The sequence below is a fragment of the Pseudomonas sp. PDNC002 genome (assembly GCF_016919445.1).
GTDB lineage: Bacteria > Pseudomonadota > Gammaproteobacteria > Pseudomonadales > Pseudomonadaceae > Pseudomonas.
Map to the genome: position 1 here is coordinate 2475398 of NZ_CP070356.1, position 24768 is coordinate 2500165.

Sequence of the window (24768 nt, forward strand, 5' to 3'; positions counted from 1 at the left end):
TTCACCTTTGTGGCCGGGCTGCTCGGGACTGGTCGCTGGGCGGTTGTCCCTGAGCGGGGCGGCGTAATGTGGGGAGTGCGGCACCGGGGGGCGGTGCCGCGGGGTATCACTCGTAACGCAGGGTGTAGGTCACCGAGCCGAGTACCGGCCCGGGGGTCACGGTGGTGGCTTCGGAGATGTACTGCACCGCGTAGTCGTAGCTGGCGCTGGTTTCACCATCGGCGAGGACGATGTCGCCGGCGGCCACGGCCGCGCCGCCCGCCAGGTTCACCGGGGCGCCGGCCGGACCGTCGAGCAGTTGCAGGGCCACGCCAGTGGCACCGCTGGAGGCAGTGTTGGTGAGGTTGCCCGAGGCGGTGGCGTTGGTCGCCTGGAACAGCGTGGTGAAGTGCTCGTCGGCCCCGCTGGGAGCGGCGCAACCGGTCAGTTGCAGGGTGAAGCTGGTTTCACCGGTGGTCTGGCCGACGGTACCGTTCAGGGCGCTGACCGGGACACTGTCGAGGATTACGGTTGGATCGGTGTTGCCATCGACCACGGCCGAACAGGTCTGGTCGGTGACTTCACCGCTGAAGTTGATGGTGTTGGCGGCGAAGGCAAGGCCCGGCACAGCAAAAGCGGCTGCGACAGCCAGGGCGGTTGCGTGAAGTTTCATTCTCTTGAGCTCCATGGTCAGGGTTTTTTCCCATGGCCATCTTCCCTTCGTAGCGTTCTGAACTCTCTGAGACGAATCTGAAAGCGCTGGAGCACGCCTGACAAGGCGCCTGACAGACGGCGCAGCCGCCGTGGCAGAGCCTTGCGCTGGTGTATCCGACGTGCACCGTCCGGCATCGCGCGAAAAAATTCTGCACGGCTGTCGAATCCTGCTCGCGCGCTTCGACTATGAGGTAACTGCAAGCGCACTGTGCGGGGAGGCGACCATGAAGTACCTCTGTCTGATCTATGTGGATGACCAGCGCCTGTCGAGCCTGTCCGAGCCGGAATACCGGCGCCTGATGGACGAGTGCTTCGCCAACGACGAGTACCAGCGCCGGGCTGGCCGGGTGTTGGCCTCCGAGGCGCTGGAAACGGTGGAAACCGCCACTACGCTGCGTCATGAGCCGGCGGGGCTGGCGATCACCGACGGCCCGTTCGCCGAGACCCGCGAGTACCTGGGCGGCTTCGTGCTGATCGACGCGCGTGACCTCAACGAGGCGCTGCAGATTGCGCAGCGAATTCCCAGTGGCCGCCTGGGCGCTGTGGAAGTCCGCCCGGTGCGCGACTGGGACCGTTACTTCGCCGGGCGCTGAAGCCTGGTTTCATCAGTGATAGCGACATCAGGAGGATGTGATGCTCAAGTGGATTGCGTTGGTGGTGGTACTGGCCGTGGTGGTGGTTCTGGTGCTGGCGGCGAATCGTCCCGGAACCTTCCGGGTGGAGCGCACCATGCGCATCCAGGCGCCGCCGGAACGGGTGCAGGGCTATATCGAGGACTTCCACCTGTGGCGCCAATGGTCGCCCTACGAGAAGCTCGACCCGGACATGCAGCGCACCTATTCCGGCGCGGAGAAGGGCCGTGGCGCGGTGTATGCCTGGTCCGGCAACGGCAAGGCCGGCGCGGGGCGCATGGAGATCGTCGAGAACGATCCGGGCAGCCGCGTGACCATCGCGCTGGACTTCCTCAAGCCGTTCAAAGCCAGCAACACCGCCGAATTCAGTCTGGTGCCGCGCGACGGCGGCACCGAGGTGACCTGGGCGATGTTCGGCCCGGTGCCCTTCGTGGCGAAGATCATGCACCTGTTCATCGATGTGGACCGCATGGTCGGCAAGGACTTCGAGGCTGGCCTGGCCAACCTCAAGGCGCTTGCCGAGCAAGGCTGATCCATCCCGCAGCCCACCCGTGGAGGTGAGCCATGTGCCCTCTGTGCGTATCGACCCTGACGCTGGCGGTAACCAGCGTTCTTTCCGCCGGCGGCGTCAGCGCATTCGCCGTCACCCGCCTGCGCGGCAAGCGCCGCGCCCGGTCCAACGATCAACGGGGGCTTTCACAGGAGCGTCCCCAGGAGCGTGCAACATGAAACTGGCCAATCAGGATTTTCCACGAGTGGTTTCACAGGCCGCCTGGCGCCAGGCGCGGATTCGCCTGCTGGAACAGGAGAAGGCCGCCACCCACGCCCGCGACGCGCTCAACGCCCAGCGCCGCGAGTTGCCGGTGGTACACATCGACAAGGACTACCGCTTCGAAGGCCCGCACGGCCCGCTGCGCCTGCTCGACCTGTTCGAGGGCCGGCCGCAGCTGATCGTCTACCACTTCATGTTCCACCGCGACACCGCGCTGGGCTGCGACGGATGCTCGTTCCTGATCGACAATATCGGCCGACTGGAACACCTGCATGCCCGTGGCACCACCTTCGCCATGGTGTCCCGCGCGCCGCTGGCGGAAATCGCGCCGTTCCGCGCGCGCATGGGCTGGCAGTTCCCCTGGTACTCGTCGTTCGGCAGCGATTTCAACTATGACTTCCATGTCAGCGTCGACGAGACAGTCGCCCCGGTGGAATACAACTACCGTGACAAGGCCGAGCTGGAGCGCCTCGGCCAGGACTACCACGTGCGCGGCGAGCAACCGGGCATGAGCGTGTTCCTGCGCGACGGCGACCAGGTCTTCCACAGTTACTCGACCTACGGCCGGGGGCTGGAAGCGCCGCTGTTCACCTACCACCTGCTCGACCTCACCCCGCTGGGGCGCGGCGAAGGCTGGGGTGGCATGCCCGATTACCAGGGCAAGGGCATGAACTGGACGCGCTTCCACGACGACTACGACGAAGCTCCGCAGCCGCACAGTTGCTGCGGGTCCTGATGCGCACACCGAGAACCGGGAGGACACCCCATGACTGCCGCTGAAAAGAACCCCGCTCACGTCGAGCTGCACGCGCTGCTGGAAAGCTGGTTGAAGGCCGTGCGCGCGGCCGACGTGGAGGGCATCACCCGCCACTATGCCCACGATATCCTCGCCTTCGATGCGGTGAAGCAACTGCAGTTCAAGGGCGTCGAGGCTTATGCCAGCCATTGGCGCGACTGCCTGAAGATGTGCAAGGAAAGCACTTTCGAGATGCACGAGTTGAGCTTCGAAGGAGGTGGCGAGACGGCCTTCGGGCATTACCTTGCCTATTGCGGCGGCACCGACGACAAGGGCCAGCACAATGCCTCCTGGGTGCGTGTGACCGTCGGCCTGCGGCGCGAGGCGGGGCAGTGGAAGATTGCCCACGAGCACTTCTCCATTCCCTTCGATCCGGCGACCGGGCAGTTGCTGTTCGATGCCAAGCCCTGACTCGGCCCTGACCCTGTAGGAGCGAGCTTGCTCGCGAACCGCCTGACGCCATGGTTGCCCGGCGAGGTTCGCGAGCAAGCTCGCTCCTGCAAATCCCATCGGCCCCGGTGCGCGGCCGGTCACCCAGAAACACCCCGCAACGCTCTCCCACCTCTCACCCGTCCGGCCACCTCCCTCCCCGGCGAAAACCCGTGCAGGATAGGCAGACCCATTCCCCGCCAAGGATCACCGGCCCCATGCACGAGTACGCCGCCCAGCCCCTGCGTGACGTGGTGGATGACATCTACCGCCGCGAATCGCGCCGGGTGTTGGCCACGCTGATCCGCCTGCTGGGCGATTTCGATCTCGCCGAGGAGGCGCTGCACGAAGCCTTCGTCGCCGCCGTGGACCAGTGGCGGCGTGACGGCGTGCCGGCCAACCCGCGCGCCTGGCTGGTCTCCGCCGGGCGCTTCAAGGCCATCGATGGCCTGCGCCGGCGTTCGCGTTTCGATGCCTCCCTGACGCAGATCGCCGAGCAGTTGGAGATCGACACCCAGTCGGTGGAAGAGCAGGCCGACGAGAGCGTCGAGGACGACCGCCTGCGGCTGATCTTCACCTGCTGCCACCCGGCACTGCCGGCCGACGCACAGGTGCCGCTGACCCTGCGCGAAGTCTGCGACCTGAAGACCGAGGAAATCGCCCGCGCCTACCTCGCCACGCCCTCGACCATCGCCCAGCGCATCGTCCGCGCCAAGGCGAAGATCCGCGATGCACAGATTCCCTACCAGGTACCCGAGGCGGCGGAGCTGCCGGAGCGCCTGGCCAGCGTGCTGCGGGTCATCTACCTGGTGTTCAACGAAGGCTATTCGGCCTCGGCCGGCGACTCGCTGACACGCACCGACCTGTCCGCCGAAGCCATCCGCCTGGGCCGACAACTGCTGGAGTTGCTGCCGGAGACGGAAGTAATGGGACTGCTGGCGCTGATGCTGCTGCACGAGTCCCGACGTGAGGCACGCACCGCCGAGGACGGCGAGCTGGTGCTGTTGGAGAACCAGGATCGAGCGCGCTGGGATCGCGCGCTGATTGCGGAGGGCCAGCAACTGATCAGCGCCGCGCTGCGGACCCGCCGCGTCGGCCCCTACACGCTGCAAGCGGCCATCTCCGCCGTACATGCTGCCGCTCCCGACATGGCCTCCACCGACTGGACGGAAATCGTCGGTCTCTACGACCTCCTGCTGGCCATGCAGCCCTCGCCGGTGATCGAGCTCAACCGTACCGTGGCCCTGGCCATGCGCGACGGGCCGCAAGCGGGTTTGACACAGGTCGATGCGATCCTTGCCCGGGGCGAGTTACAGGACTATCACCTCGCCCACGCCGCCCGCGCTGACTTCCTGCGCCGCCTGGATCGCCGCGCGCAAGCACGCGAAGCCTACGAGCGCGCCCTGGCACTGGCGAAGCTGGAGCCGGAGCGGCGCTTCCTCGAGCTGCGTCTTCGCGAGCTGGAGGAGTAGTTACAGGCTGCTCACCAGGTGCCCGCCGTCCACGGCCAGCACCGCGCCGGTCATGAAGGCACCGGCCTCGCTGGCCAGTAGCAGGAAGGGGCCTTCCAGCTCCGTCAGCTGGCCGAGGCGGCGCATGGGAACGGTATCGCGGATGTAGGCCTGGCCCTTGTCGCTGTCGAAGTAGGCATCGTTCATCTCGGTCTTGAAGTAGCCCGGTGCGATGGCGTTGACCCGCACGTTGAAGCGCGCCAGTTCCAGCGCCAGGGATTTGCTCAGCTGCACCACGCCAGCCTTGGCCGCACAGTAGTGGCTGTAGCCGCCGCCCACACGCAGGCCGAGGATCGAGGCGATATTGACGATACTGCCGCCGCGCCCGGCCTTGGCCAGGCGCTGTGCCGCGCACTGGGCGACGCGCCAGACGCCGTCGAGGTTGGTGGAGAGCATGGCGCGCCAGTCGTCTTCGCTGACGTCCAGCGCGCGCTGGCCGTTGCCGATGCCGGCATTGTTGAGCACTACCTCGATCACGCCAAATTGCGCTTCTGCGCTGTCGAAGGCGGCTTCCACGCTGGCGCGGTCGGTCACGTCTAGTGCCACGGCGTGGGCTTCGCCGCCGTCAGCGCGGATCGCTTCGGCCACTTGCGCCAGTCGTTCAGTGCGTCGCGCCGCCAGCACCACGCGGGCGCCGTGACGTGCAGCCACGCGCGCCAGGTGGGCGCCGATGCCGCTGGAGGCTCCGGTGACCAGCACGGTCTTGCCGGCGAGGGAGAAGAGGTCGTTGTTCATGGGGGCACCTTGTTCGATCAAGCGGAATCGCTGACCGCCAAGGGTAGCCCGAGGTGCCCTCAAGGGCGTGCAGGGTGCGCCATTCGCATCGCGAATAACGAGGCGCTCGCTCCTACAAGATCAAATGCCCCTCTCCCGCAAGCGGGAGAGGGGCGCGTTCGGTGCAGGATCAAGATTCGGCGTCAGCCGGCACGATCTGCCCCTCTCCCTGAGGGAGAGGGCTGGGGTGAGGGGGAAACACAGGCACGGATTTTCCCAGTAAAAGACAGTTGCTCTGACAAACAGCAGAAACGAAAAAGCCCGGCACAAGGCCGGGCTTTTTCATGACGGATGAGGCAATCAGGCGGCGAGGGCGCGCGCCGATTTCTTCTTCACCTGTTGGCGGCATGCATCGCCAAAGGCCTGGAAGATCTTCACCGAGTCGGGGTTCTTCGCCGCCTGCCATTCCGGGTGCCATTGCACCGCGAAGAGGAAGGAGGAAAGAGTCGGCGCGTGGATCGCCTCGACCAGGCCGTCTTCGGCGAGGGCGATGGCTTCGATGCCCTTGCCGAGGTTCTTCAGGCCCTGGCCGTGCAGCGAGTTGACGCGGATCTCGTCCCCCAGCAGCTGCTGCAGCCAGCTACCCGGTTGCGGGCGAACGCCGTGGACCTGGCTGTACTGCACGTCGACCGGGTCTTCGGGATTCTCGCGATGGTCGTTGAAGCCGGGCTCGGCGTAGACCTTCTGGTAGATATCGCCGCCCAGGGCCACGTTGATTTCCTGCATGCCGCGGCAGATGCCGAAGATCGGCAGGCCACGCGCGATGGCGGCCTTGATCAGCGGGATGTCGAAGTTGTCGCGGTCCTTGTCCTGGCCCTTGCCGGGAGTTTCGTTCTCCTGGCCGTACAGGGTCGGATCGATGTTGCTGCCGGCGCCGGTCAGGTACACGCCGTCGGCCATGTCGAGGTACTGATCGAGGTCTTCGATGCCGCAGCAGGTCGGCACCAGAACCGGCACGCAATCGGACTGTTCGACCAGGGGCACGATGTATTTGTGGGTCATTACCTGATAGTCGTGGCCTTTGCGCTCTTGGCTGCCCATGGACATCAGGACGACGGGTTTACGGAGAGTCTGTTTCTTGTTGCCAATGTTGCTGTTGGACATATGTCACCTTTGGACGAGCTGCAGCCCATCGTTTTTGTGCAGGCGCGCAGCTGAAAAAGCGCGCTACCTGAGGTTCCGAGCACTGCCGAGAGCGCACAGAAGGCGAGAATTCCCGGTCGAAACCTGCCTACCAGCCTGCCAGAGCCGTTAAATATGTCAAACGAAATCGGTTGGGGGTGTCAAAAATAATGGCCGAAATCCTGTCGAACAATATTTTTAACTGATTGTTTTTAAAGCGTTTTTGTAAATTTCCGGATGAGCTTAAAAGTCCATTATTTAAAACGCGCAATCATAATGGTGAAAAATTCTGCACGCTTTTTCATGGCGGCTGTGCAGGATCGACTACACGCGCACCTCGCGGCACGGTCTGCCTCGCGGCTTTGCCGTCAGTGGCACTCGATGCGGTTCCGGCCGTTTTCCTTGGCCCGGTAGAGGGCGCTGTCGCTGCGGGTGAGGGCGGCCTCGGCGGTTGCGTCGCCAGCTTCCAGAATGGCTACGCCGATGCTGATGGTCAGTGCGATGCGCTGGCCGTTCTGCAGCAGCGGTTGATCCGCCAGTTGCAATTGCAGGCGCTGCGCGAAGATTTCGGCGCTGGCGAGGTCCGCATCGCCGAGGACGACGGCGAACTCCTCCCCGCCGATGCGCCCAGCGAAATCGATGCGGCGGATCGCCCGGCCGAGGATGCTGGCGAAATGGCGCAACGCCTCATCGCCGACGGTATGCCCCCAGCGATCGTTGATCGCCTTGAAGTGGTCGATGTCGCACATCAGGATCGCCGCGCTGCGTTCCACGCTCCGTTGCACGCGGCCCAGCTCGGCCTCGATCAGGTGCATGAAGTGTCCGCGGTTGGGCAGTTGGGTGAGGTAGTCGGTGGTCGCCATCAGCTGCAGCTCGGCTTCGATGCGTTTGCGCTCGGTGATGTCGGTGATGAATCCGTGCCAGATCAGGCTGCCGTCCTCCAGGCGCTTGGGCTGGGCATTGCCCTGCCGCCAGACCATGCCCTGCTCGGGAAGCTGCACGCGGTACTCGTGGCGCCAGGGCCGCAGGCTCGCCGCTGAAGCTTCCAGCGAGGCGAGGTAGGCGGGCATGTCCTCCGGGTGGACCAGTTCGCGCAGGATCGACGTATCGTTCTGCACCTGTTCCGGCGTCTTGCCGTAGATATCCCTGACCCCCGCGCTGACGTAGGGAAAAACGCCGGTGCCATCGGGAAGGCGGCGGAACTGGAAAACCATGCCGGGAATTTCGTTGGTCAGGTCGGTGAGCAACTGCACGCTTTCCCGCAACTGTTCGGCCATGCCGCGCAGGGCGGTGATGTCGGTGGTGGTGCCGAGCATGCGCAGGGCGTTTCCGGCGGCGTCGCGCTCGACCACCTTGCCGCGGCTGCAGACCCAGAGGTAATGGCCATCCTTGTGCTGCAACCGATGCTCCACTTCGTAGGCGTCGCTGCGCCCTTCGAAGTGCTCGAGGATGGTGTTCTGCACGTAGCTCAGGTCATCGGGATGGATGCGGGTGTAGGCGTCCTCGATGCGGTTGCCGATTTCGTCGTCGTCGTAACCCAGCAGGGATTTCCATGCCGTGGAATAGTGAATCTCGCCGCTGGCCACATGACGATCCCAGATGCCCGTGCCGCTGCCGGCGACGGCCATAGCGAGGCGCCGGTCGCTTTCCCGGTGCGGCGCGCGGAGGTGATCGAGCAATGCCTCGCCCAGTTGCAGCACATCCTCCAGCAGCGCCCGCTGCGTCTGGTCGGGCAGGCGATCCTCATGGTCCAGCAGCAGAAGGCGGGCGTGGGGAAAGCCCTGCTCGTCGCGCAAGGTCTCGCTGGTGAGCAGGTACAGGGTCTGGCCACGATGCCGCAATGGGCCGGACGCCGCGTTGAGGGACAGCAAGGTCGCGATGGACAGTGCGCCGGCGTCGTTGATGCCGTTCTGGCCGAGCACCTGGCCGCGCATGTCGATGAGCAAGGCGGCGCAACCGCCGCACGAGAGCTGGGCGAGGCGCAGCAGGCCGTCGTAACGCCCGTTCTCCTTTACCCCGGATTCACTGGAAGTTCGCATCCGATAGCAGCTTCTTCAACGGAGGATGGGCAATGCACGCATGCATCCGCGCATCGCCCTGCGACAGGCGGACGCAGATGGCTCTATGAGATCACGGGCGGGCGGGCGGCCACAATCTCCACTCGCGAAACGGGCGACGAGCGTGCATTCGCAGTCGCCGCCCGGAAGTGTGGCGCTTGTTTGTGGGAAATGCCTGTCAGTTCAGCAGCTGGTCGATCAGCACGGCGTTGGTGTAGATCAGGCTGCCATCGCTGGCGCGGTGGCCGACCAGGTGGAACTGGCCGCGGTGTTCAACGCCACCCAGGTACACGCGGAACATACAGTCCGCCAGCGGCCCATAGCCCTCGGGCATCTTCAGGTCGAGGGTGTCCAGGTTCGCGTCGACCATCATTTCCTTCTGCCCGTTCTCCTGCAGGTACACCTCGGCCTGTTCCAGGTGCAGCCGGTCCTCGGCGGTCAGGTAGAAGTGGATATCTTCCAGGTGAGTGGGTTTCTGGTCTGCGCTGAGCTTGCACCAGCCTTCGAGAGTCATCGCACTCATGATGAAGTGCCTCCTTTCGTGTACGAGCGGAATCGCCGCGTCGTTGAAAGTTCTGACCACCATCGGTTGGGTGAATTCGATCAAATTTCACCCAGCCAGTTACGAGGCTGGGGCGGAATAAAAAAAGCCGCTCCAATGGAGCGGCTCGAAAGGACGTCGAAGGAGCAATCACAATATCAACGTCAGGAGTTGCCTTCCGCAGGGAAAGTGCGGAAGCGGGAAGATGGGTTGATTCTAGAAAGTTGCGGTGACGGGATAAACCGTCAATCCGGGAAGAGACTTTCTGTACTGGCGTAATAATCCGGCGAAAACGCGGGGCAAACATTCAGACGAATCCGAAAGTTGCCCCGCGCAATTATCCTGGCAATTATTCGAGCCGATTACAGGATCGACAGCGGATATTCGACGATCAGGCGCATCTCGTTGTTGTCCGCTTCGCCCTGGTCGGCGTTGGCGCGGTGGAAAGCCTGGCGCAGGCGGAAGGACAGGTCCTTGGCCGGGCCGGCCTGGACCACGTACTTGGCCTCGAAATCGGTCTCGTGGTGCTTGCCATCGTCGCCGTACAGGCCGGCATAGGCGCCGTCCACATCGGCGTGGGAGCCGTCGATGCCGGTACCGTTGATGTAGCGCGCCATGAAGCTCAGGCCCGGTACGCCGTAGGTGTCCATTGCCAGGTCGTAGCGCACCTGCCAGGAGCGCTCGCCCGGACCGTTGAAGTCGGAGTACTGCACGGAGTTGGCGAGGAACACCGAGTCACCAGTGGCACCGTCGCCGTCGTCGCCGAAGCCTACGTAGTCGAACGGGGTGTCGCCATGGACCTTCTGGTAGGCCAGGGTGACGGTATGCGCCTGCAGGAAGGAGTAGGCGGCTGCCAGCGACCAGGTGGTGTTGCTGATCTCGCCGGCCTTGGCCTGGCCTTCGTCGTTGGTGCGATAGATGTTGAAGTCGAAGGCCAGCGACTGGTCTGCGGCCACCGGCAGCACCCAGTTCACGTTGCCGTAGTACTGGCGCCAGATGTCCTTGAACTCGGAGCCGTACAGCGAAACGCTCAGATTGTCGTTGATCGCGTACTTGCCGCCGAGGAAGTCGACGTCACTGGTTTCCACGCCGGCGTAGGCCGCCCACAGGCCGCCGTCGCGGGCGGTGGTGACCGGGCTGGTGCCGGAGGTGAAGTGACCGGCTTCCAGGTCCAGGCCCTCGATTTCGCTGCTCAGCAGGTTGAAGCCCGACGCGGTCTGCGGGATCAGGCGGGTGCCGCCGGCGGCGAACACCGGAGCGGTCGGCTGCATGTCGCCGAACTTCAGCTCGGTCTTGGAGATGCGCACCTTCAGCGCGCCGCCGGCCTTGCCATAGTCGTCGTCCGGCTTGCCGTCGTTGCCCACCGGCAGGTTGCCGGTGCCCGCGCGGCCACGGCCGGCGTCGAGCTTGATGCCCAGGTAGCCGAAGGCATCCACGCCGAAACCGACGGTGCCCTGGGTGTAGCCGGAGGAGAAGTTGGCCAGGAAGCCCTGGGTCCAGTCGCGGTTATCGGCTGCGCCGTTCTTGCCGTCATGGTCGTAGTACTGGTTGCGCAGCAGGACGTCGAACTTGGCGTCCTCGGCGAAGCCCTTGGCATCGGCCTGGTCGGTGACGAAGGGTTCGGCGCTGGCAAACTGGCTGGCGGCGGCGGATACAGCGAGCACGATGGCGCTGCGTTTGAGGTGCTTCATGGATATTGCCCCTAGAGTCTTGGAGGGCCGGCTCGATGAACAGCGTGAGAGCCGGACGTTTTTATAGGCAGGCACAATGAATCCGAACATGGAATGACCACGGCGGAAGTCGCAGGAAGTTGCGTTGGCATTGTTGCGATTATCTTGGTATTGCACTCTCCGCGAATTGCTCCAGACGCGGAAAGGCGACGTCATAATGCCCAAAGAGTTCGCTGTTTAAATAACGAAATATGAAAAGGTCTATGTCTCAAAATGTAATAATCCGTACCTAGGTCGAATAGACAAAAGTAATTCGAAAGTTATTCGGATAGTTGCAATGTCACTGTTTCCGCGGGCTGCGGGCACGGTGACATGGCGCGCCGCGGGGCGTTGCGGCTAAGCTGCGCGACCCGGCCTTCGCACCTTGTGCGACGACGTGCCCCACTCATCGACAGCAGAGATTTCTCCATGACGCCTACCTTCATCCCCGACGCGGACCCCGAATCCATCTCCTCCGACGTCGCCGGCTTCGGCGGGCTGCTGGTTTCCACGCAGATCCCCACCCTTGAGGACGGCAGCCTGGAACTGGGCGACATCAAGGCCCAGAGCGAAGCCACCCTGCGCAGCCTGCAACTGGCCCTGGAAAAGGCCGGCAGCGGCCTGGACCACGTACTGCACCTGACCATCTACCTCACCAGCATGGTCGACCGCGCCGCGTTCAACGAGGTGTACTGCCGCTTCTTCGCCAAGCCCTACCCGGTGCGCGCCGCCGTTGGTATCGCCGAGCTGGCGGTGGACGGCATGAAGGTGGAAGTCACCGCCATCGCTGCCAAGCGCGCGAGCTGATTTTCCTGCCTTTGTAGGATCGGGCCGCTCTGCGGCCCTTTCTTTTTTTGCCACCTCTGCGACATGACCACGGTTCGCGAGCAAGCTCGCTCCTGCAAGGAGCGGCGTGGCGAGAACCTGCAGGAGCGAGCTTGCTCGCGAACTTCCCCGCTCCAGATCCCCGCCGAATGTATTCCTTTGTATCTGCCGCTCCCTGAGCCGGCACACGCATACAAAAGCCTCCCGCCGCCGATACGCCCGCGATACATCGCTACGGCGAAATAGCCCTACCCGAACGAAACAACGCGACGGCAGGGAAAACCCTCCAGAGCATCGTTCCAGGGATTCGCCCTTGCGGCATGACCCGGCGCCCAACGCGCCACAGCATCTGGAGAAGCACAATGACTGGTATCGCGAAAACCCTGCGTTCCAAATCCCAACTGGGCCTGCTCGCTGTCGCCCTGGCCGGTGGCTTGAACATGGCGTCTTCGGCCTTCGCCTTAGAAGCACTGCCGCAGGGTTACCAATTGGCCTCCGCCGCCAAGGCCGGGGAGGGCAAGTGTGGCGAGGGCAAGTGCGGCGCCGCCAAGGAAGCCAAAGCCAAGGCCAACCAGGGCGAAGGCAAGTGTGGCGAAGGCAAATGCGGCGCCGACGGTGCCCAGGCCAAGGCTAACGGCGCCGAGGGCAAATGCGGTGAAGGCAAGTGTGGCGACGCCTCCTTCGCCCGCACCGATGCTGACCACGATGGCCGCGTCTCCCGCGCCGAACTGCTGGCCGTGGCGCCCAAGGCCAACGCCGAGTTCGACGCCATCGACGCCAACCACGACGGCTACCTCTCTGAAGCCGAGGTCTATCAGTTCCGCAAGAACCAGTTCGACTCCAACGGCAAGCCGTTCCCGTCGGACCTATACAGCAAGCTGAGCCAGGCCAAGAACTGACATTCGCCGCTGACCTCCCCGCGCCGCTGGCCGGGGAGGGCACTTCGCCAAGGAGACCGCCATGACCACGACCGTATCCCTGCACGGAGCTGGCCTCGGCCTGCGCCGCGCCATGCTGCCCGACCTGTTGACCATGGACGACCGCGCCGTGGACTTCCTCGAAGTCGCCCCGGACAACTGGATCGGCGTTGGCGGTTCCTACGGCGAAGGCCTGGCGCGCCTGGCCGAACGCTTCCCGCTGTCCTGCCACGGCCTGTCGCTGTCCCTCGGCGGCCCGGAACCGCTGGACCACGTTTTTCTGCGCCGCGTCCGCGAATTCCTGGATCAGCACAATGTGCCGCTGTTCAGCGAACACCTGAGCTACTGCTCCGACGAAGGCCACCTTTACGACCTGATTCCCATGCCCTTCACCGAAGAGGCCGTGCGCCACATCGCCAGCCGCATCCGCGAAGTGCAGGACGTTCTCGGCCGCCGCATCGCCGTGGAAAACATCTCCTACTATGCCGCGCCCTACCAGGCGCTGAGCGAGATCGACTTCCTGCGCGCTGTCCTCGACGAAGCCGATTGCGACCTGCTGCTGGACGTCAACAACCTCTACGTCAACGCCCACAACCACGGCTACGACGCCGCCAGCTTCCTGGCCCGCGTGCCGGCGGAACGTGTCGTCTGCCTGCACGTCGCCGGGCACTACGACGAGGCGCCGGACCTGAAAGTCGACACCCATGGCGCTGCCGTGAAGGACGACGTCTGGAGCCTGCTGGCCAGCGCCTATCAGCACCTGGGCACGGTCCCGACCCTGCTGGAACGTGACTTCAACCTGCCGCCGCTGGCCGAGTTGCTCGGCGAAGTGGATTACATCCGCGGCCTGCAACGTGCCGCTCGCCAGCCGGAGGTGCGTCATGGCTGAGTCCCTGCGCGAACAGCAACTGCGCATGAGCCGCTACATCCGCGACCCGCAGGCCAACGAGCCGCCGCCCGGCATCGAGGCACGCCGCCTGGCGGTCTACCGGCAACTGTTCTTCGGCAACCTGCAATCGCTGCTGGCCGGCAACTTCCCGGTGCTGCATGCCAGCGTTCCGCGCGAGCAATGGCAAACCTTGACCGAGGATTTCTACGCTGGCTTCCGCTGCCAGACGCCGCTCTTCACAGAGGTTGCCGGCGAGTTCGTCGACTATCTGGAAGGCCGTGGCGAGCAACCCGGCTGGGTGGCCGAGCTGGCTCACTACGAATGGATCGAGACCGCGCTGCTGCTCAGCGACAAGGCCGAACCGGCTTATGATCCGGATGGCGATCTGCTCGACGGTGTGCCGCTGCTTTCCAGCCTTGCTGCGCCATTGGCGTATGCCTGGCCGGTCAGCCACATCGGCCCCGAGAGCATTCCCCTGGAAATGCCGGCCGAACCGACACTGCTGCTGGCCCGCCGGGGCACCGACCTCAAGGTGCACTTCTCGCGCCTGGCGCCGCTGGCCCATGCCCTGCTGGTATCCCTGCAGCAGTGGCAGCTCACCGGTCACGAACACCTCAAGGCGCTGGCGGAAATCGTCGGCGTCGAACTGGCTGCCATCGAAGAGCAAGGCATCGCCTTGTTGCGCAGCCTGAAGGAACAAGGCGTGGTGATCGGCACCCGCCCCAACTGCACCACTCCACGCCGCTGACACAGGAGAAGCGCCATGACCGATACCCTGGCAACCGTGATCTATACCGCCCAGACCCACACCACTGGCGGCCGCGATGGTCGCGGCCAGACCACCGACGGCGAGCTGGACCTGCCGCTGAGCCCGCCCGGCTCAGGCCGCCCCGGCACCAACCCCGAGCAGCTGTTCGCCATCGGCTGGTCCGCCTGCTTCATCGGCGCCCTGCGCCGCGCCGGGCAGAAGCTGAACGTGCGACTGCCGGCCGATGTGGCGGTGGACGCCGAAGTCTCCCTGGGCAATACCGCCGACGGCGGCTTCGCCCTGGCCGCCCAGCTCACCGTGCATCTGCCGGGGCTGGACGCCGAGGACAAGGCGAAGCTGGTCGATGAGGCGCATCAGATCTGCCCGTATTCCAAGGCGACTCGCGGAAACATCGAGGTTGGGTTTGTGATTCCGTGATCGATCTCCTTTCTAACGCTCCTGCCTGCCAACCGGATCGAGGAAAAGGCCTGCTCCTACAGTCGAGTACGACACTGCTTTTGTAGGAGCGGAGCTTCTCCGCGTACTCCCGGCGCAGCCGGGACAGCTACTGCGGCCGCGATGTTCCTTGTGACCTCTATCACCTGTAAGCGCTGGGGGCCGCTTCCCCGCGAAGAGCGCTGGCGAGCGCCTGGAATCCTGCCTGCAGCCTGGAGTCGTCCTGCGCTGTATTGCTGATGCTCGCTCGGATGTAGTGCGGCACGGCCGTCCGGCCCACAGCGAAGGATTCCGCTGTGGAGATCAGATAATTCATGAGCTTGAGCTCCGCTTCGATATCCGATGCCCGCCACGGCTCGGGCACCTCGATCCAGAAGTGAGGGCACTGCGGATGTGTGCGGTAAGTCACTGCGTGCAGGCAGGTTTTCACCCATTCCTTGCGGCGGCGGATTTCGGCGGCCTGCAGGCGCAACAGATGGGTTGCCGTGCCGTCTTCGATCCAGCGTGTAGCCAGCTCCATCGCCAGGGGCGTGGCCATCCAGCAGGAGGCGCGAATGGCGGCGGCGATCTGGCCGACCATCTGCACCGGAGCGTGTACATAGCCAACCCGCAGTCCGGCCGAGACTCCCTTGCTCAGGCCGCCAATCAATACGGAACGTTCGGGGGCGTAGTGGCTGAGCGGCAACGGCCGGCTCTCCAGCAGCGCGGCATGGGTCTCGTCCTCCAGGATGAGAACATTGTGCTGTCGGCAGATTTCCGCCACGGCCGCACGCCGCTCTTCGGAGAGCACCGAGGTCGTGGGGTTCTGCAGGGTCGGCGTGCAATACAGCGCCGCAATCCGATTCTGCCGGCAGAGCTCGTCCAGCGACTCGGGCAATATGCCCTCGGCATCCATCGCCGCGCCCAGCAGGCGGATGCCTAACAGACGCGCGGCGGTGATGAGACCGGGGTAAGTGAGTTGCTCGGTCACCACGGTATCGCCCGGGCGTAGCAGGGAGGAGAGCGCGCACATCAAACCGTGCTGGCCGCCGTTCACGCACAAGACCTGTTCCGCTTCAGGTTGGAATGCGCCATTTGACAGCCATTGCGCACCTGCCTGTCTGAATCTGGGAAGACCCGTGTCGGGGGTATAAAGCATCAGCTCCTGGATTATTCGTTTATCCTCGGAAAGTTCTTTAAGGCTTTTCTCAAAGAAAGGTATCTCTGCACCTGGAATATGCATGTTCCGACTCATGTCAAATAAATCGGGCGTGCTTTCTATGAAGTTTCTGAAGCCGGCCTCACGTCTGTTTTCCTGTCCTAGCTGACGCACGAAAGTTCCGTCTCCCACCCGCGCAATTGTCAGCCCCAGTCGTTCCAGTTCGGCATAGGCGCGGCTGACGGTACCAATGGTGACGCCAATTTGATCGGCCAAAATACGATGGGGAGGTAACTTCATTCCGGCATTAAAAGTACCTTCTAGAATGCTCTTTTCCAGCGCTGCGGAGAGTCTCTTGTATTTTGCTCCAGGAGCTGATCGAAGCGCGTTCCTCAGAATTGACACGATGTCAATATAGGGTTTGACAGCCATTTTGCCCCTCAAATAGCCTCGAATTAATGGATTCAATCAGGCATTGGACCAAGACAATAACGTGCAATCGAGGCAATGACATCATGTCGACGACATCGGCCGCATTCTCCACGGATAAGATCAGAAAACCTTGGCTGGCGGGTTTATTGACCGGGTTGTTATTTCTTTGCGTTTGCCTGAGTTGGGGGACCACCTGGCTGGGCATCAAGATAGCGGTGGAAACCGTTCCACCATTGACGGCGGCAGGCTTGCGCTTCCTGATCGCCTTTCCCCTTTTCATCACGTTTGCCCTCGTGCGCCGCGATCCGATATTTTTCCCGCGCGGCACTCAAGGGTTCTTCGTCTTCGTCACGCTGATGTATTTCAGCGTGCCTTATTACTTGCTCAATTACGGTGAAACCCATGTTTCGTCAGGATTGACCGCGCTGCTCTTCAGTTGCATGCCGGTATTCATCCTGGCGTTTTCTGCGCTGTTGCTCAAAGAGCGTATTTATCTCTCGCAGATCATCGGCATCGTCATCGGCTTCGGCAGCCTTTATATGATCCTGCGGGTACAGGGTGTGCGCGTCGATCGCGCGGAATTCTGGGGCGTATTGGCCATTCTGGCGGCCGCCGTAATGCATGCGCTGTGTTACGTGATCACCAAGAAGAAGGGCGCCCAGATCAGTGTCATCACCTACAACGCCTTGCCGATCGGAATCGCCGGACTTCTGCTGTTTGGTCTCGGCTTGGCCATGGAAGAGCCGCAGTTTTCGGTCATTAGCGAGCGCTCCTGGTGGGCGCTGATCTATCTGGGCATTTGTGCTTCGGTGGGTGGATTTATCGCCTACTTCGTCCTGCTCAAGCGTTTGAGCCCAGTCGTGCTGTCCTTCGTTTTCATCATCTTCCCCGTGTTCGCCGTGATCATCGGCTCCTGGTACGAGGGGCAGTTCATCTCCCCGGAACTGGCGTTGTATTCGGCGTTATTGCTCCTGGGGTTCGCTATAACCAAGGTGCCCGTCGAGCAGTGGTTGGCAGCGAGGAGATGAAGTCATGAGCGCCGAGGACGTTCTGACGGATGCGGTTGTTCGGGAAATCTTTCGCCATGCCGAAGTGGAGTACCCCGACGAGTGTTGCGGCCTGGTTTTCGCTGACGCCACGGTGCACCTGGGGACCAACATCCAAGCCCACCTCCACCGTAACCAACCTGAGGTTTTCCATCGCACCGCAGCCAATGGCTACACCTTTGCGGTGCAGGACACCTTGCTCCTCAACCAGAGCCTGCGAAGCAGCAATCCGGCGAAGGTCATCTATCACTCGCATCCGGATGTCGGTGCCTATTTCAGTCGCGAAGACGAGGACAAAGCGCTGTTCATGGGCCAGCCGATCGTTCCCGTGGCTTATCTGGTGGTCGACGTTCGTGGCGCGCAGGCGTATGGCGCCAGATTGTTTGAATGGAGCGGTGGCGGATTCACATGCACTCATGAACTCACCGGTCAGCCAATCCAGAAATAACTAGGAGTCGTTATGAACGCTGTAGTTTTTCCTGAAGTACTGGTCCGGGTAGTCGGGCTGTCATCCACGCGCTTGCCGAGCCAAGGCAATACCGCGCGGGAGCGGGTGGAATATCTGTGCGAGCGGCATAGCGAGCTCTGGCAGCACCTGTTCTATGGCAACCATCAGTTCAAGGAGCATTTTCTCCTGACTTCCAGCGGGCGATTGGTGGATGGTGAAAGCCCACTCGCCGCGGATGCCGAACTGGAAATCCTTCTGGCCACCTCCGGCGGGCTGGACCTGGATGAATTGAGCAACGACGAGGTACGACGCTACGTCCGGCATATCACCTTGCCCCATGTTGGCCGCCAGGGGCAGCTCCGCCTGAAGAAAGCGCGGGTGCTGATCGTCGGCTCCGGTGGATTGGGCTCACCTATCAGCTTGTATTTGGCGGCGGCGGGCACCGGAACTCTTGGCCTGGTGGATTTCGACCGAGTGGAGCGTAGCAATCTGCAGCGACAGGTGGTGCATGGAACAGGCTCGGTGGGGTTGGCGAAAGTGGAGTCGGCGCGGCTGAGGCTGCTCGATCTGAATCCGGATATCGAGATCCAGGCGCATGATGCGGCGCTGACGGCGGACAACGCCCTGCAGCTGATCGGCAACTACGACGTGGTCGTGGATGGCACCGACAACTTCGCGACCCGCTATCTGATCAATAATGCCTGTGTGTTGCTCGGACGCCCGTTGGTCTACGGGGCGCTGCATCGATTCGACGGCCAGGCCAGCGTTTTCAACCAGGATGACGGCCCCTGCTATCGCTGCCTGTTCCCTCAGCCCCCGCCCGGAGAACTCTCGCCAAATTGCAGTGCCGGTGGTGTCATCGGCGTACTGCCGGGCGTCATCGGGCTGATCCAGGCCACCGAGACGGTGAAGCTGATCCTTGGCATCGGCCAGTCTCTGTCGGGGCGTCTGCTGAGATTCGACGCTTTGGCGATGCGCTTTTCGGAGGTCCTGTACGGGCGACGTCCGGATTGCCCCACTTGCTCTCCGGCGCGAGCGGGACGGGCGCTGCAGCCACAGCCGCAGGTCTCATGTGCATCGACTGCAGGTTCGGATAGCCGCCTGCCCGATGATTTCTACATCGATCCGCAGCAATTGCACGAGGGGCTTTCGCAGTCTGGTGAGGTACGCCTGCTGGATGTACGAGATGCCAACGAGCTGGAGGTCTGTCAGTTGCCGGGTTCGGTGAATATCCCGGTTGGAGAGGTGCGCAACCGCCTGCATGAACTCGACCGTCGATTTACCTGGTGCGTGATCTGCTATGCCGGGGCGCGGGCCGAGCGGGTGGCCGCCATGATGCTGGCTGAAGGATTCGCTCCTGTTCGTGTGCTGCGTGGCGGTATCAAGGCCTGGGCGCGTGATATCGACCCTGATATGCCGCTCTACTGAGGTCGCGCCGCCATGATCCATTCCTCATTGCTCCACGTAATCGGCAACACGCCGGTGGTGTGTTTGCCGGCGTTCAGCGCGGAGACCGGTTTCGACGTCTACGCCAAGCTGGAGTCCCTGAATCCGGGCGGCAGTCACAAGGCGCGCATTGCCCTGGCCATGATCCGCGATGCTGAAGAGCGCGGCATTCTGGTGCCCGAAAGTGGGCAGACCATCCTTGAGCCCAGCGGGGGCAACACCGGCATCGGTCTGGCCATCGCAGCGAACATCCTGGGCTACGGCGTAGTACTGGTGATCCCGGACAACTACAGCCCGGAGAAGCAGAAGCTGTTGCGTCTGTATGGCGCCGAAGTGGTGCTGTCGGACAGCCTCCGTGGCAACAACTCACACGGCGAGCGAGCCATGGAGTTGCAGCTCGAGCATCCCGAGTACGTGATGCTCAATCAGCAGCGCAACCCGGCGAATCCGGATATCCATCGGCGCACCACGGCACAAGAGGTTCTACAAGACTTTCGCGACTCTCCCCCCGATTGCCTGGTGGCGGGTATCGGCACTGGCGGCCATATCACCGGCCTGGGGGAAATGCTCAAGGCGCGTTGGCCGACACTGGGGGTGTTCGGCGTGGAACCGGAAGAATGCGACCTGCTACGTAATCGTCATGCGCCCCATGGCATTCAAGGTCTGTCGATCGGCTTGGTGCCGCCCATTCTCAACCTCGCGGTGCTCGACGGGATGATCAAGGTGTCCCGCCGCGATTGCCTGACGCGCGTGCGCAAGACCATGCGCGAGGATGGTCTGAGTCTGGGACTCTCCTCGGCGGCCAATCTGGAGGCGATAGCCCGGATGGTGGGTGAGTGGATGAAAGGGACGCGGGTGCTGACGCTGATTTATGACGGCGTGGACAGCTACCTACCTGAGTTCGAGTGACATTGCGGAGATTTCCATGCCACGACGTTTCAAGCGGACCGCGCTCGAGGAGCGCTTGTTCGAGCTTCTCGAGCAGGTCCTCAAACCTGCCGACTGGGTGCAGTTGATTCCCTGTCTGGATAGCCTCTGGTCCATCAGCGTGGTGCAGATTGAGCAAGACCTGCGGGCCTACGCCGAGCGTGACCCCGCCTCCAATGGGCGGGTTGAGGTGATACTCGATAGTTACGCCTCGTTCAGGGCGATTCTGTTCCACCGCTTCGCTCACGAGATCTGGCACAACGATGCTATCGCTGACCATGAGGCGATCGCCCAGCGGCTGGCCAACGCTGGGAAGTTGCAGTCCGGCGCCGAGATCCATCCCTGCGCCTGCATCGGCCGGCGCTTCGTGCTCGACCATGGCTATGGAACGGTGATCGGGGAAACCTGTGAAATCGGTGATGATTGCTACCTGCTCAGTGGGGTGACGCTGGGAGCATCCGGTATCGCTGACAATGGCCTGGGCAAGCGCCATCCGACCTTGGGCAGTCAAGTGGAGATTGGTGCGGGTGCGCGGGTGTTGGGCGCGGTCACCATCGGCGACAACGTGTTCATCAGCCCGGCCTGCGTCATCACGCGCGATGTGCCCGCCAATTGTCGAATCAGCGTGGCCAATCAACTGCAGCTGCAGCGTAACGGCTCCATGTCCAGCCGGGGGTACATCGGAGCCTTCGTCGCCGAAGGCTATATACATCTCGTGGGTGAGCTGCTCCCCACGTCAGTGCTGGCCCTGGTGGACGCCGATCATCGGCCACTGCATTGGCTGGAAGTGCGGAATGAATCAGCCAGCCGCCACCATGCCCAGTACAGCGTTCATCGGTTGACGGTAGCTGACCTGGATTCGAAATTACCAATCAACCTGTGCCTGCATGGGCCGGGACAGGACATCACGCTGATCGATCCGCCGGGCCTGGCTCAGTTGATCTGCGCAGTGGCTCAGTCACGGGAGCAGACGGCGGATTCTGCAACGATGCTGCACCCGGCCTGAGCCGTTTGCATTTCACTTCAGAAACCTGACCAGGGCGCGGTCGAGGCTGAAATGTCCGGAGCCCTTCAACACCAGCGGCACCAGCGCCACCAGGTAGATCAGCGGCAGTTTGTAGTTGCCGAATCCGTGGTCGGTAATCGAGTAGCCCTGGGCCAGTTCCGCGAGGCTCGACCACTGCGCCGGCCAATGCACTGCTGCGATGGCGACAAGGGTCACGACGATCAGCGAGGCCGAGGCAAAGCGCGTGGCCAGGCCCAGCAGCAACAAGATTGGCGCGATCAGCTCGGCCCACATCGACACCTGCCAGTCGAAGCCGGCGGAGAAGTGGTTGAAAGGGAAGGGGAAGCTGGCGTGGATCTGTTCGAACCAGTTGTCGCCGTGCCATTTCTCCAGTCCCGACTCGAAGAATTCCCAGGCCAGGAACAGCCGTAGCGGAATGTCCCAGCCCCAGGCGGCGAGGCGGTCGAGTTGGTCGAATGCGGTCTTGATCGGGTTCAGGGTCAGCAGGGTCATGGCGCACCTCATGTGCAGAAAAGTTGTGAGCAACGCGGTGTCGTCCGGACGGTGTCGTCCGGCCGTGGAAGTCAGTTACGGGCGGTGATGGCAGTGGCGGCGCGACTCTCATGGCGCCGGCGCAGAGCCAGTTTTGCGATGAGCTTGATGGCGACCGCGGAAGTGATCAGCGCGAAGCCCAACGGATACCAGGAACCCATCGGCAGCCGCTTGTAGAACGACAGGACGAAGACTGCGGCGATCACCCAGGTGCCGGCGCTGTGCAGCCCTTTCCAGACGCGGGCGCCAAGGAGCCTCACCGCATAGGGGAAGGAGGTGATCGTCAGCAGGAAGATGAACAGATAGCCGACCGAACCGGGAATGTTCGCAGCGGCGCTGCGGCCGTGCCAGAAGGTCTCGGGGAAGAACTTCACGTAGAGGATGATCAGCAGCGCATGCACGGCATGGGAGAAGGCGAAGGCCAGCCCGAGGAAACGCCGTTCACGCAGCAGGCCACGGGTGACGTCGCCGGGCACCAGGGTTGCCAATGAAGAGGCGAGGAAGGTTGCGAGGAAGATCGCGAAGGAAGTCCGGGCAGTGACGCGGATCGCACTGCGCAGGGCTTCCACCCACTGCTGCTGTGACCACAAGGCGAGCGCGGTAGCGATCAGCACCAGCAACGACAGCAGGGAAAACAGACGCCAGCCATGCAGGCTGGCGTTTTCGGCGGGACGGTTCATGGCAGGCTCCTTTGGGAGAACGCGGCGGGCGGGATGCCGTCGCTGTTCGTGGAGCCATCTTGGCGACGGGCCTTATACCAGATGTGTCCGGCAAGGCCCGTCTTGTATCTCTGTGTACAAAGGCGTCAGGAGGGGCGCAATTCCAGCTGTGCGCACAGCCCGCCGGTGGCGCGGTTGGACAGGCTGAGCGTGCCGCCCAGCGCCTGGCTCAGTTGCTGGGCAATCGCCAGCCCCAGGCCGGTGCCGCCGGTGCTGCGGTTGCGCGAGCTTTCCACCCGGTAGAAGGGTTTGACCACTTCGGTGAGTTCTTCCTCGGGGATGCCGGGACCTTCGTCCAGTACACGAATACACAGGAAGCCTCGGGCATCGCGCTCGACTTCCACCTGGGCCGAGCCACCGAATTTCAGGGCGTTGTCCACCAGGTTGGTGAGCACCCGGCGCAGCGCGTGCGGGCGGGTTTCCAGCACGGCATTGCTGTTGCCTTGCAGCTCCACGGCCTGGCCGCTGTCCTGGTAGTCGAGCACCAGGCTGTCGAGGAAGGAATCGAGGTTGACCTTGACCGCCGCCTCGCTGGCGCCGTCCATGCTGCGCGCATAGGCCACGCCTTCGCGGACCAGGTGCTGCATTTCTTCCAAGTCGCTCCACAGGCGCTCGCGCTCGGGCGAGTCGTCCATCTGCTCGACGCGCAGCTTCATCCGTGTGATGGGCGTCTGCAGGTCATGGGAGATGGCTGCAAGCAGTTGCATGCGTTCCTTGAGGTACGAGCCGATGCGGCCCTGCAACGCGTTGAAGGCGCGGGCGGCGTAGGCGACTTCGCTGGGGCCGCGCTCGTCCAGATCAGGCGCGGGGGCGTCCGGGTCGAGGTTGTCGACGGCCTGGGCCAGGCGCGTCAGTGGGCGAATGGCCAGGCGCACGGCGAGCCAGGTGCAGAACAGCAACAACGCCAGCTGGACGATCAGCACCCAGGGCAGCCATTGCGCCACCGGCACGCCCTTGGGCGTCACGTCGATGGTCAGCGGCATGCCGTCGGCCAGCTTCAGGTGCACCTGGAAGTGCGGAATGGAGCCTGGAATGGTCTCGAAGCGCAGGCCATAGCGCGGACCGATGGAATCGGCGATGGAAGTCGCCGCCATCGGCGCCTGCGCCATGTTCATCGGCTCGCCGGGCTGGCCGCCGTCGAGGCGGTAGCGGTAGTTGGGGCGTTGCACCATGGGCAGCCAGCGTTCGCGCTCGTCCAGTGGCAAGCGATCGAGCAGGGCGACGGCGGTACTGACGTCGGTTTCCAGGTTGCCCAGCATCATGCTGCGCGCGCTCTGGTAGCGCTCATAGAACTGCGAGCAGAACGACAGGCTGTAGGCGAACACCAACCCGGCGAGGAAGATCAGCGCCAGGCGTGCGGCCAGCGTGCGTGGCCAGTGCAGGACGGATTTCATTCGTTGGGCTCGAGCAGTTCGACGGCCAGGGCGAAGACGTAGCCTTCGCTGCGCACCGTCTTGATGTAGGCAGGCTCACGGGCGTCATCCAGCAGGCGCTGGCGCAGGCGGCTGACCAGCAGGTCGATGGAGCGGTCGAAGATGTCCGCCTCCCGGCCTTGGGTGAGGTTCAGCAGTTGCTCGCGGCTGAGTACGCGTTGCGGGTGATCGACGAACACGCGCAGCAGGCGATATTCGGCGCCGCTCAGGGCGACCAGGGTACCGTCTTCATCCAGCAGGTGGCGCGCGGTGGTATCGAGTTTCCAGCGGCCGAAGCCGATCAACCGGCTCGCCTCGCTGACCTGCAGGTTCGGCGGCAGCATGCGGGTGCGGCGCAGCACGGCGTTGATCCGCGCCAGCAGCTCGCGGGCGGAGAAGGGCTTGGTGAGGTAGTCGTCGGCGCCCATTTCCAGGCCGATGATGCGGTCGGTCTCGTCGTTGCGCGCGGTGAGCATCAGCACTGGCGTGGATTTGTGCTTGCCCACGCGCAGTTCGCGGCACAGCTTCAGGCCGTCGTCGCCGGGCATCATGATATCCAGCACGATCAGGTCGACGGAGTTGCCGTCGAGGAAGGCGCGCATCTGCCGGCCATCCGCCGCCAGGCTCACGCGCAGGCCGTTCTTCTTCAGGTAGTTGCCGACCAGCTCGCGGATCTCGCGGTCGTCGTCGACGATCAGTACGTGATCGACATGGTCCATGCCGGTGCCTCGTTCGTAGTAGGTTGATCCGAGTTTATAGCGCCGCGCCGCG

25 protein-coding genes and 1 pseudogene are annotated in these 24768 nt (G+C 63.3%); 15 read left to right on the top strand and 11 right to left on the bottom strand.

Annotated features, from left to right (window positions below):
- Positions 1–106 precede the first annotated feature (106 nt).
- A complete protein-coding gene (locus tag JVX91_RS11460; protein WP_205339328.1) occupies positions 107–652 on the bottom strand; it encodes a fimbrial protein in 546 nt (181 codons plus the stop codon).
- A gap of 265 nt (positions 653–917) precedes the next feature.
- On the opposite strand from JVX91_RS11460, the gene JVX91_RS11465 reads away from it, so the two are divergent.
- The 6 genes from JVX91_RS11465 to JVX91_RS11490 all read left to right on the top strand — a co-directional run bounded on the left by JVX91_RS11465 (position 918) and on the right by JVX91_RS11490 (position 4794).
- On the top strand, positions 918–1286 hold the full coding sequence (locus JVX91_RS11465) for a YciI family protein (protein WP_205339329.1): 369 nt from the start codon (positions 918–920) through the stop codon (positions 1284–1286).
- Positions 1287–1326: 40 nt separating this feature from the next.
- Positions 1327–1857, top strand: a complete 531-nt coding sequence (locus JVX91_RS11470) for an SRPBCC family protein (protein ID WP_205339330.1) — start codon at positions 1327–1329, stop codon at positions 1855–1857.
- Positions 1858–1889: 32 nt separating this feature from the next.
- Positions 1890–2054 carry a hypothetical protein gene (locus JVX91_RS11475; RefSeq protein WP_205339331.1) on the top strand — a complete coding sequence of 55 codons (165 nt, stop codon included), beginning with the start codon at positions 1890–1892 and terminating at the stop codon, positions 2052–2054.
- Positions 2051–2833, top strand: a complete 783-nt coding sequence (locus JVX91_RS11480) for a DUF899 domain-containing protein (RefSeq protein WP_205339332.1) — start codon at positions 2051–2053, stop codon at positions 2831–2833. The genes JVX91_RS11475 and JVX91_RS11480 overlap by 4 nt, the downstream gene beginning before the upstream one ends.
- Positions 2834–2863: 30 nt before the next feature.
- Positions 2864–3304 carry a nuclear transport factor 2 family protein gene (locus tag JVX91_RS11485; protein ID WP_205339333.1) on the top strand — a complete coding sequence of 147 codons (441 nt, stop codon included), beginning with the start codon at positions 2864–2866 and terminating at the stop codon, positions 3302–3304.
- Between the two features lie 236 nt (positions 3305–3540).
- The gene (locus JVX91_RS11490) at positions 3541–4794 is read left to right on the top strand and encodes an RNA polymerase sigma factor (RefSeq protein ID WP_205339334.1); all 1254 of its coding nucleotides are present in this window, start codon (positions 3541–3543) and stop codon (positions 4792–4794) included.
- Here JVX91_RS11490 and JVX91_RS11495 read toward each other — a convergent pair whose 3' ends face one another.
- The 5 genes from JVX91_RS11495 to JVX91_RS11515 form a co-directional block, all read right to left on the bottom strand.
- Positions 4795–5568, bottom strand: coding sequence for an SDR family NAD(P)-dependent oxidoreductase (locus JVX91_RS11495; RefSeq protein WP_205339335.1), 774 nt, complete (start codon positions 5566–5568; stop codon positions 4795–4797).
- A 339-nt stretch (positions 5569–5907) separates the two neighbouring features.
- Complete coding sequence (locus tag JVX91_RS11500; protein ID WP_205339336.1) at positions 5908–6711, bottom strand: type 1 glutamine amidotransferase; 804 nt, start codon at positions 6709–6711, stop codon at positions 5908–5910.
- A gap of 386 nt (positions 6712–7097) precedes the next feature.
- Positions 7098–8768, bottom strand: a complete 1671-nt coding sequence (locus JVX91_RS11505; RefSeq protein ID WP_205339337.1) for a sensor domain-containing diguanylate cyclase — start codon at positions 8766–8768, stop codon at positions 7098–7100.
- 196 nt (positions 8769–8964) lie between these two features.
- On the bottom strand, positions 8965–9309 hold the full coding sequence (locus JVX91_RS11510) for a hypothetical protein (RefSeq protein ID WP_205339338.1): 345 nt from the start codon (positions 9307–9309) through the stop codon (positions 8965–8967).
- 380 nt (positions 9310–9689) lie between these two features.
- Complete coding sequence (locus tag JVX91_RS11515) at positions 9690–11018, bottom strand: OprD family porin (RefSeq protein ID WP_205339339.1); 1329 nt, start codon at positions 11016–11018, stop codon at positions 9690–9692.
- Positions 11019–11465: 447 nt separating this feature from the next.
- Here JVX91_RS11515 and JVX91_RS11520 point away from each other — a divergent pair, with 447 nt between their 5' ends.
- The 5 genes from JVX91_RS11520 to JVX91_RS11540 all read left to right on the top strand — a co-directional run bounded on the left by JVX91_RS11520 (position 11466) and on the right by JVX91_RS11540 (position 14853).
- Positions 11466–11843, top strand: a complete 378-nt coding sequence (locus JVX91_RS11520; protein ID WP_205339340.1) for a RidA family protein — start codon at positions 11466–11468, stop codon at positions 11841–11843.
- Positions 11844–12223: 380 nt separating this feature from the next.
- Positions 12224–12760 carry a hypothetical protein gene (locus tag JVX91_RS11525; protein ID WP_205339341.1) on the top strand — a complete coding sequence of 179 codons (537 nt, stop codon included), beginning with the start codon at positions 12224–12226 and terminating at the stop codon, positions 12758–12760.
- Positions 12761–12821: 61 nt separating this feature from the next.
- Positions 12822–13667 (top strand): DUF692 domain-containing protein, encoded by an 846-nt coding sequence (locus JVX91_RS11530; RefSeq protein WP_205339342.1) that lies wholly within the window; start codon positions 12822–12824, stop codon positions 13665–13667.
- A complete protein-coding gene (locus JVX91_RS11535) occupies positions 13660–14415 on the top strand; it encodes a putative DNA-binding domain-containing protein (protein ID WP_205339343.1) in 756 nt (251 codons plus the stop codon). The genes JVX91_RS11530 and JVX91_RS11535 overlap by 8 nt, the downstream gene beginning before the upstream one ends.
- A 15-nt stretch (positions 14416–14430) precedes the next feature.
- On the top strand, positions 14431–14853 hold the full coding sequence (locus JVX91_RS11540) for an organic hydroperoxide resistance protein (RefSeq protein WP_240201727.1): 423 nt from the start codon (positions 14431–14433) through the stop codon (positions 14851–14853).
- A gap of 160 nt (positions 14854–15013) precedes the next feature.
- Here the strand turns inward: JVX91_RS11540 and JVX91_RS11545 are convergent, their stop codons facing one another.
- Positions 15014–16441, bottom strand: coding sequence for a PLP-dependent aminotransferase family protein (locus tag JVX91_RS11545; RefSeq protein WP_205339344.1), 1428 nt, complete (start codon positions 16439–16441; stop codon positions 15014–15016).
- Between the two features lie 83 nt (positions 16442–16524).
- Here JVX91_RS11545 and JVX91_RS11550 point away from each other — a divergent pair, with 83 nt between their 5' ends.
- From JVX91_RS11550 to JVX91_RS11565, 4 genes and pseudogenes are all read left to right on the top strand, one after another.
- The gene (locus tag JVX91_RS11550; protein WP_205339345.1) at positions 16525–17469 is read left to right on the top strand and encodes a DMT family transporter; all 945 of its coding nucleotides are present in this window, start codon (positions 16525–16527) and stop codon (positions 17467–17469) included.
- A gap of 4 nt (positions 17470–17473) precedes the next feature.
- Positions 17474–19363, top strand: a pseudogene (gene moeB, locus JVX91_RS11555) (molybdopterin-synthase adenylyltransferase MoeB).
- Between the two features lie 12 nt (positions 19364–19375).
- Positions 19376–20290 carry a cysteine synthase family protein gene (locus JVX91_RS11560; protein WP_205339346.1) on the top strand — a complete coding sequence of 305 codons (915 nt, stop codon included), beginning with the start codon at positions 19376–19378 and terminating at the stop codon, positions 20288–20290.
- 16 nt (positions 20291–20306) lie between these two features.
- Positions 20307–21314, top strand: a complete 1008-nt coding sequence (locus JVX91_RS11565) for a serine O-acetyltransferase (protein ID WP_205339347.1) — start codon at positions 20307–20309, stop codon at positions 21312–21314.
- A 12-nt stretch (positions 21315–21326) separates the two neighbouring features.
- Here the strand turns inward: JVX91_RS11565 and JVX91_RS11570 are convergent, their stop codons facing one another.
- The 4 genes from JVX91_RS11570 to JVX91_RS11585 all read right to left on the bottom strand — a co-directional run bounded on the left by JVX91_RS11570 (position 21327) and on the right by JVX91_RS11585 (position 24716).
- Positions 21327–21827: a DoxX family protein gene (locus tag JVX91_RS11570; RefSeq protein WP_205339348.1), complete on the bottom strand. Its 501-nt coding sequence runs from the start codon at positions 21825–21827 to the stop codon at positions 21327–21329.
- Positions 21828–21898: 71 nt separating this feature from the next.
- On the bottom strand, positions 21899–22546 hold the full coding sequence (locus tag JVX91_RS11575; protein ID WP_205339349.1) for a hypothetical protein: 648 nt from the start codon (positions 22544–22546) through the stop codon (positions 21899–21901).
- A gap of 125 nt (positions 22547–22671) precedes the next feature.
- Entirely contained in the window at positions 22672–23979 is a 1308-nt protein-coding gene (locus tag JVX91_RS11580; protein ID WP_205339350.1) for a HAMP domain-containing sensor histidine kinase, read from the bottom strand.
- A complete protein-coding gene (locus JVX91_RS11585) occupies positions 23976–24716 on the bottom strand; it encodes a response regulator (RefSeq protein ID WP_017519429.1) in 741 nt (246 codons plus the stop codon). The genes JVX91_RS11580 and JVX91_RS11585 overlap by 4 nt, the downstream gene beginning before the upstream one ends.
- Positions 24717–24768: the final 52 nt, after the last annotated feature.

What these genes read in the sequence shown, in the direction of transcription:
- JVX91_RS11500 (WP_205339336.1), bottom strand. Translation starts at nt 6,711, where the DNA reads ATGTCCAACAGCAACATTGGCAACAAGAAACAGACTCTCCGTAAACCC.
- JVX91_RS11480 (WP_205339332.1), top strand. Translation starts at nt 2,051, where the DNA reads ATGAAACTGGCCAATCAGGATTTTCCACGAGTGGTTTCACAGGCCGCC.
- JVX91_RS11565 (WP_205339347.1), top strand. Translation starts at nt 20,307, where the DNA reads ATGCCACGACGTTTCAAGCGGACCGCGCTCGAGGAGCGCTTGTTCGAG.
- JVX91_RS11530 (WP_205339342.1), top strand. Translation starts at nt 12,822, where the DNA reads ATGACCACGACCGTATCCCTGCACGGAGCTGGCCTCGGCCTGCGCCGC.
- JVX91_RS11520 (WP_205339340.1), top strand. Translation starts at nt 11,466, where the DNA reads ATGACGCCTACCTTCATCCCCGACGCGGACCCCGAATCCATCTCCTCC.
- JVX91_RS11560 (WP_205339346.1), top strand. Translation starts at nt 19,376, where the DNA reads ATGATCCATTCCTCATTGCTCCACGTAATCGGCAACACGCCGGTGGTG.
- JVX91_RS11570 (WP_205339348.1), bottom strand. Translation starts at nt 21,827, where the DNA reads ATGACCCTGCTGACCCTGAACCCGATCAAGACCGCATTCGACCAACTC.
- JVX91_RS11585 (WP_017519429.1), bottom strand. Translation starts at nt 24,716, where the DNA reads ATGGACCATGTCGATCACGTACTGATCGTCGACGACGACCGCGAGATC.
- JVX91_RS11545 (WP_205339344.1), bottom strand. Translation starts at nt 16,441, where the DNA reads ATGGCTGTCAAACCCTATATTGACATCGTGTCAATTCTGAGGAACGCG.
- JVX91_RS11490 (WP_205339334.1), top strand. Translation starts at nt 3,541, where the DNA reads ATGCACGAGTACGCCGCCCAGCCCCTGCGTGACGTGGTGGATGACATC.
- JVX91_RS11580 (WP_205339350.1), bottom strand. Translation starts at nt 23,979, where the DNA reads ATGAAATCCGTCCTGCACTGGCCACGCACGCTGGCCGCACGCCTGGCG.
- JVX91_RS11575 (WP_205339349.1), bottom strand. Translation starts at nt 22,546, where the DNA reads ATGAACCGTCCCGCCGAAAACGCCAGCCTGCATGGCTGGCGTCTGTTT.
- JVX91_RS11505 (WP_205339337.1), bottom strand. Translation starts at nt 8,768, where the DNA reads ATGCGAACTTCCAGTGAATCCGGGGTAAAGGAGAACGGGCGTTACGAC.
- JVX91_RS11465 (WP_205339329.1), top strand. Translation starts at nt 918, where the DNA reads ATGAAGTACCTCTGTCTGATCTATGTGGATGACCAGCGCCTGTCGAGC.
- JVX91_RS11470 (WP_205339330.1), top strand. Translation starts at nt 1,327, where the DNA reads ATGCTCAAGTGGATTGCGTTGGTGGTGGTACTGGCCGTGGTGGTGGTT.
- JVX91_RS11535 (WP_205339343.1), top strand. Translation starts at nt 13,660, where the DNA reads ATGGCTGAGTCCCTGCGCGAACAGCAACTGCGCATGAGCCGCTACATC.
- JVX91_RS11540 (WP_240201727.1), top strand. Translation starts at nt 14,431, where the DNA reads ATGACCGATACCCTGGCAACCGTGATCTATACCGCCCAGACCCACACC.
- JVX91_RS11485 (WP_205339333.1), top strand. Translation starts at nt 2,864, where the DNA reads ATGACTGCCGCTGAAAAGAACCCCGCTCACGTCGAGCTGCACGCGCTG.
- JVX91_RS11515 (WP_205339339.1), bottom strand. Translation starts at nt 11,018, where the DNA reads ATGAAGCACCTCAAACGCAGCGCCATCGTGCTCGCTGTATCCGCCGCC.
- JVX91_RS11550 (WP_205339345.1), top strand. Translation starts at nt 16,525, where the DNA reads ATGTCGACGACATCGGCCGCATTCTCCACGGATAAGATCAGAAAACCT.
- JVX91_RS11510 (WP_205339338.1), bottom strand. Translation starts at nt 9,309, where the DNA reads ATGAGTGCGATGACTCTCGAAGGCTGGTGCAAGCTCAGCGCAGACCAG.
- JVX91_RS11460 (WP_205339328.1), bottom strand. Translation starts at nt 652, where the DNA reads ATGAAACTTCACGCAACCGCCCTGGCTGTCGCAGCCGCTTTTGCTGTG.
- JVX91_RS11525 (WP_205339341.1), top strand. Translation starts at nt 12,224, where the DNA reads ATGACTGGTATCGCGAAAACCCTGCGTTCCAAATCCCAACTGGGCCTG.
- JVX91_RS11495 (WP_205339335.1), bottom strand. Translation starts at nt 5,568, where the DNA reads ATGAACAACGACCTCTTCTCCCTCGCCGGCAAGACCGTGCTGGTCACC.
- JVX91_RS11475 (WP_205339331.1), top strand. Translation starts at nt 1,890, where the DNA reads ATGTGCCCTCTGTGCGTATCGACCCTGACGCTGGCGGTAACCAGCGTT.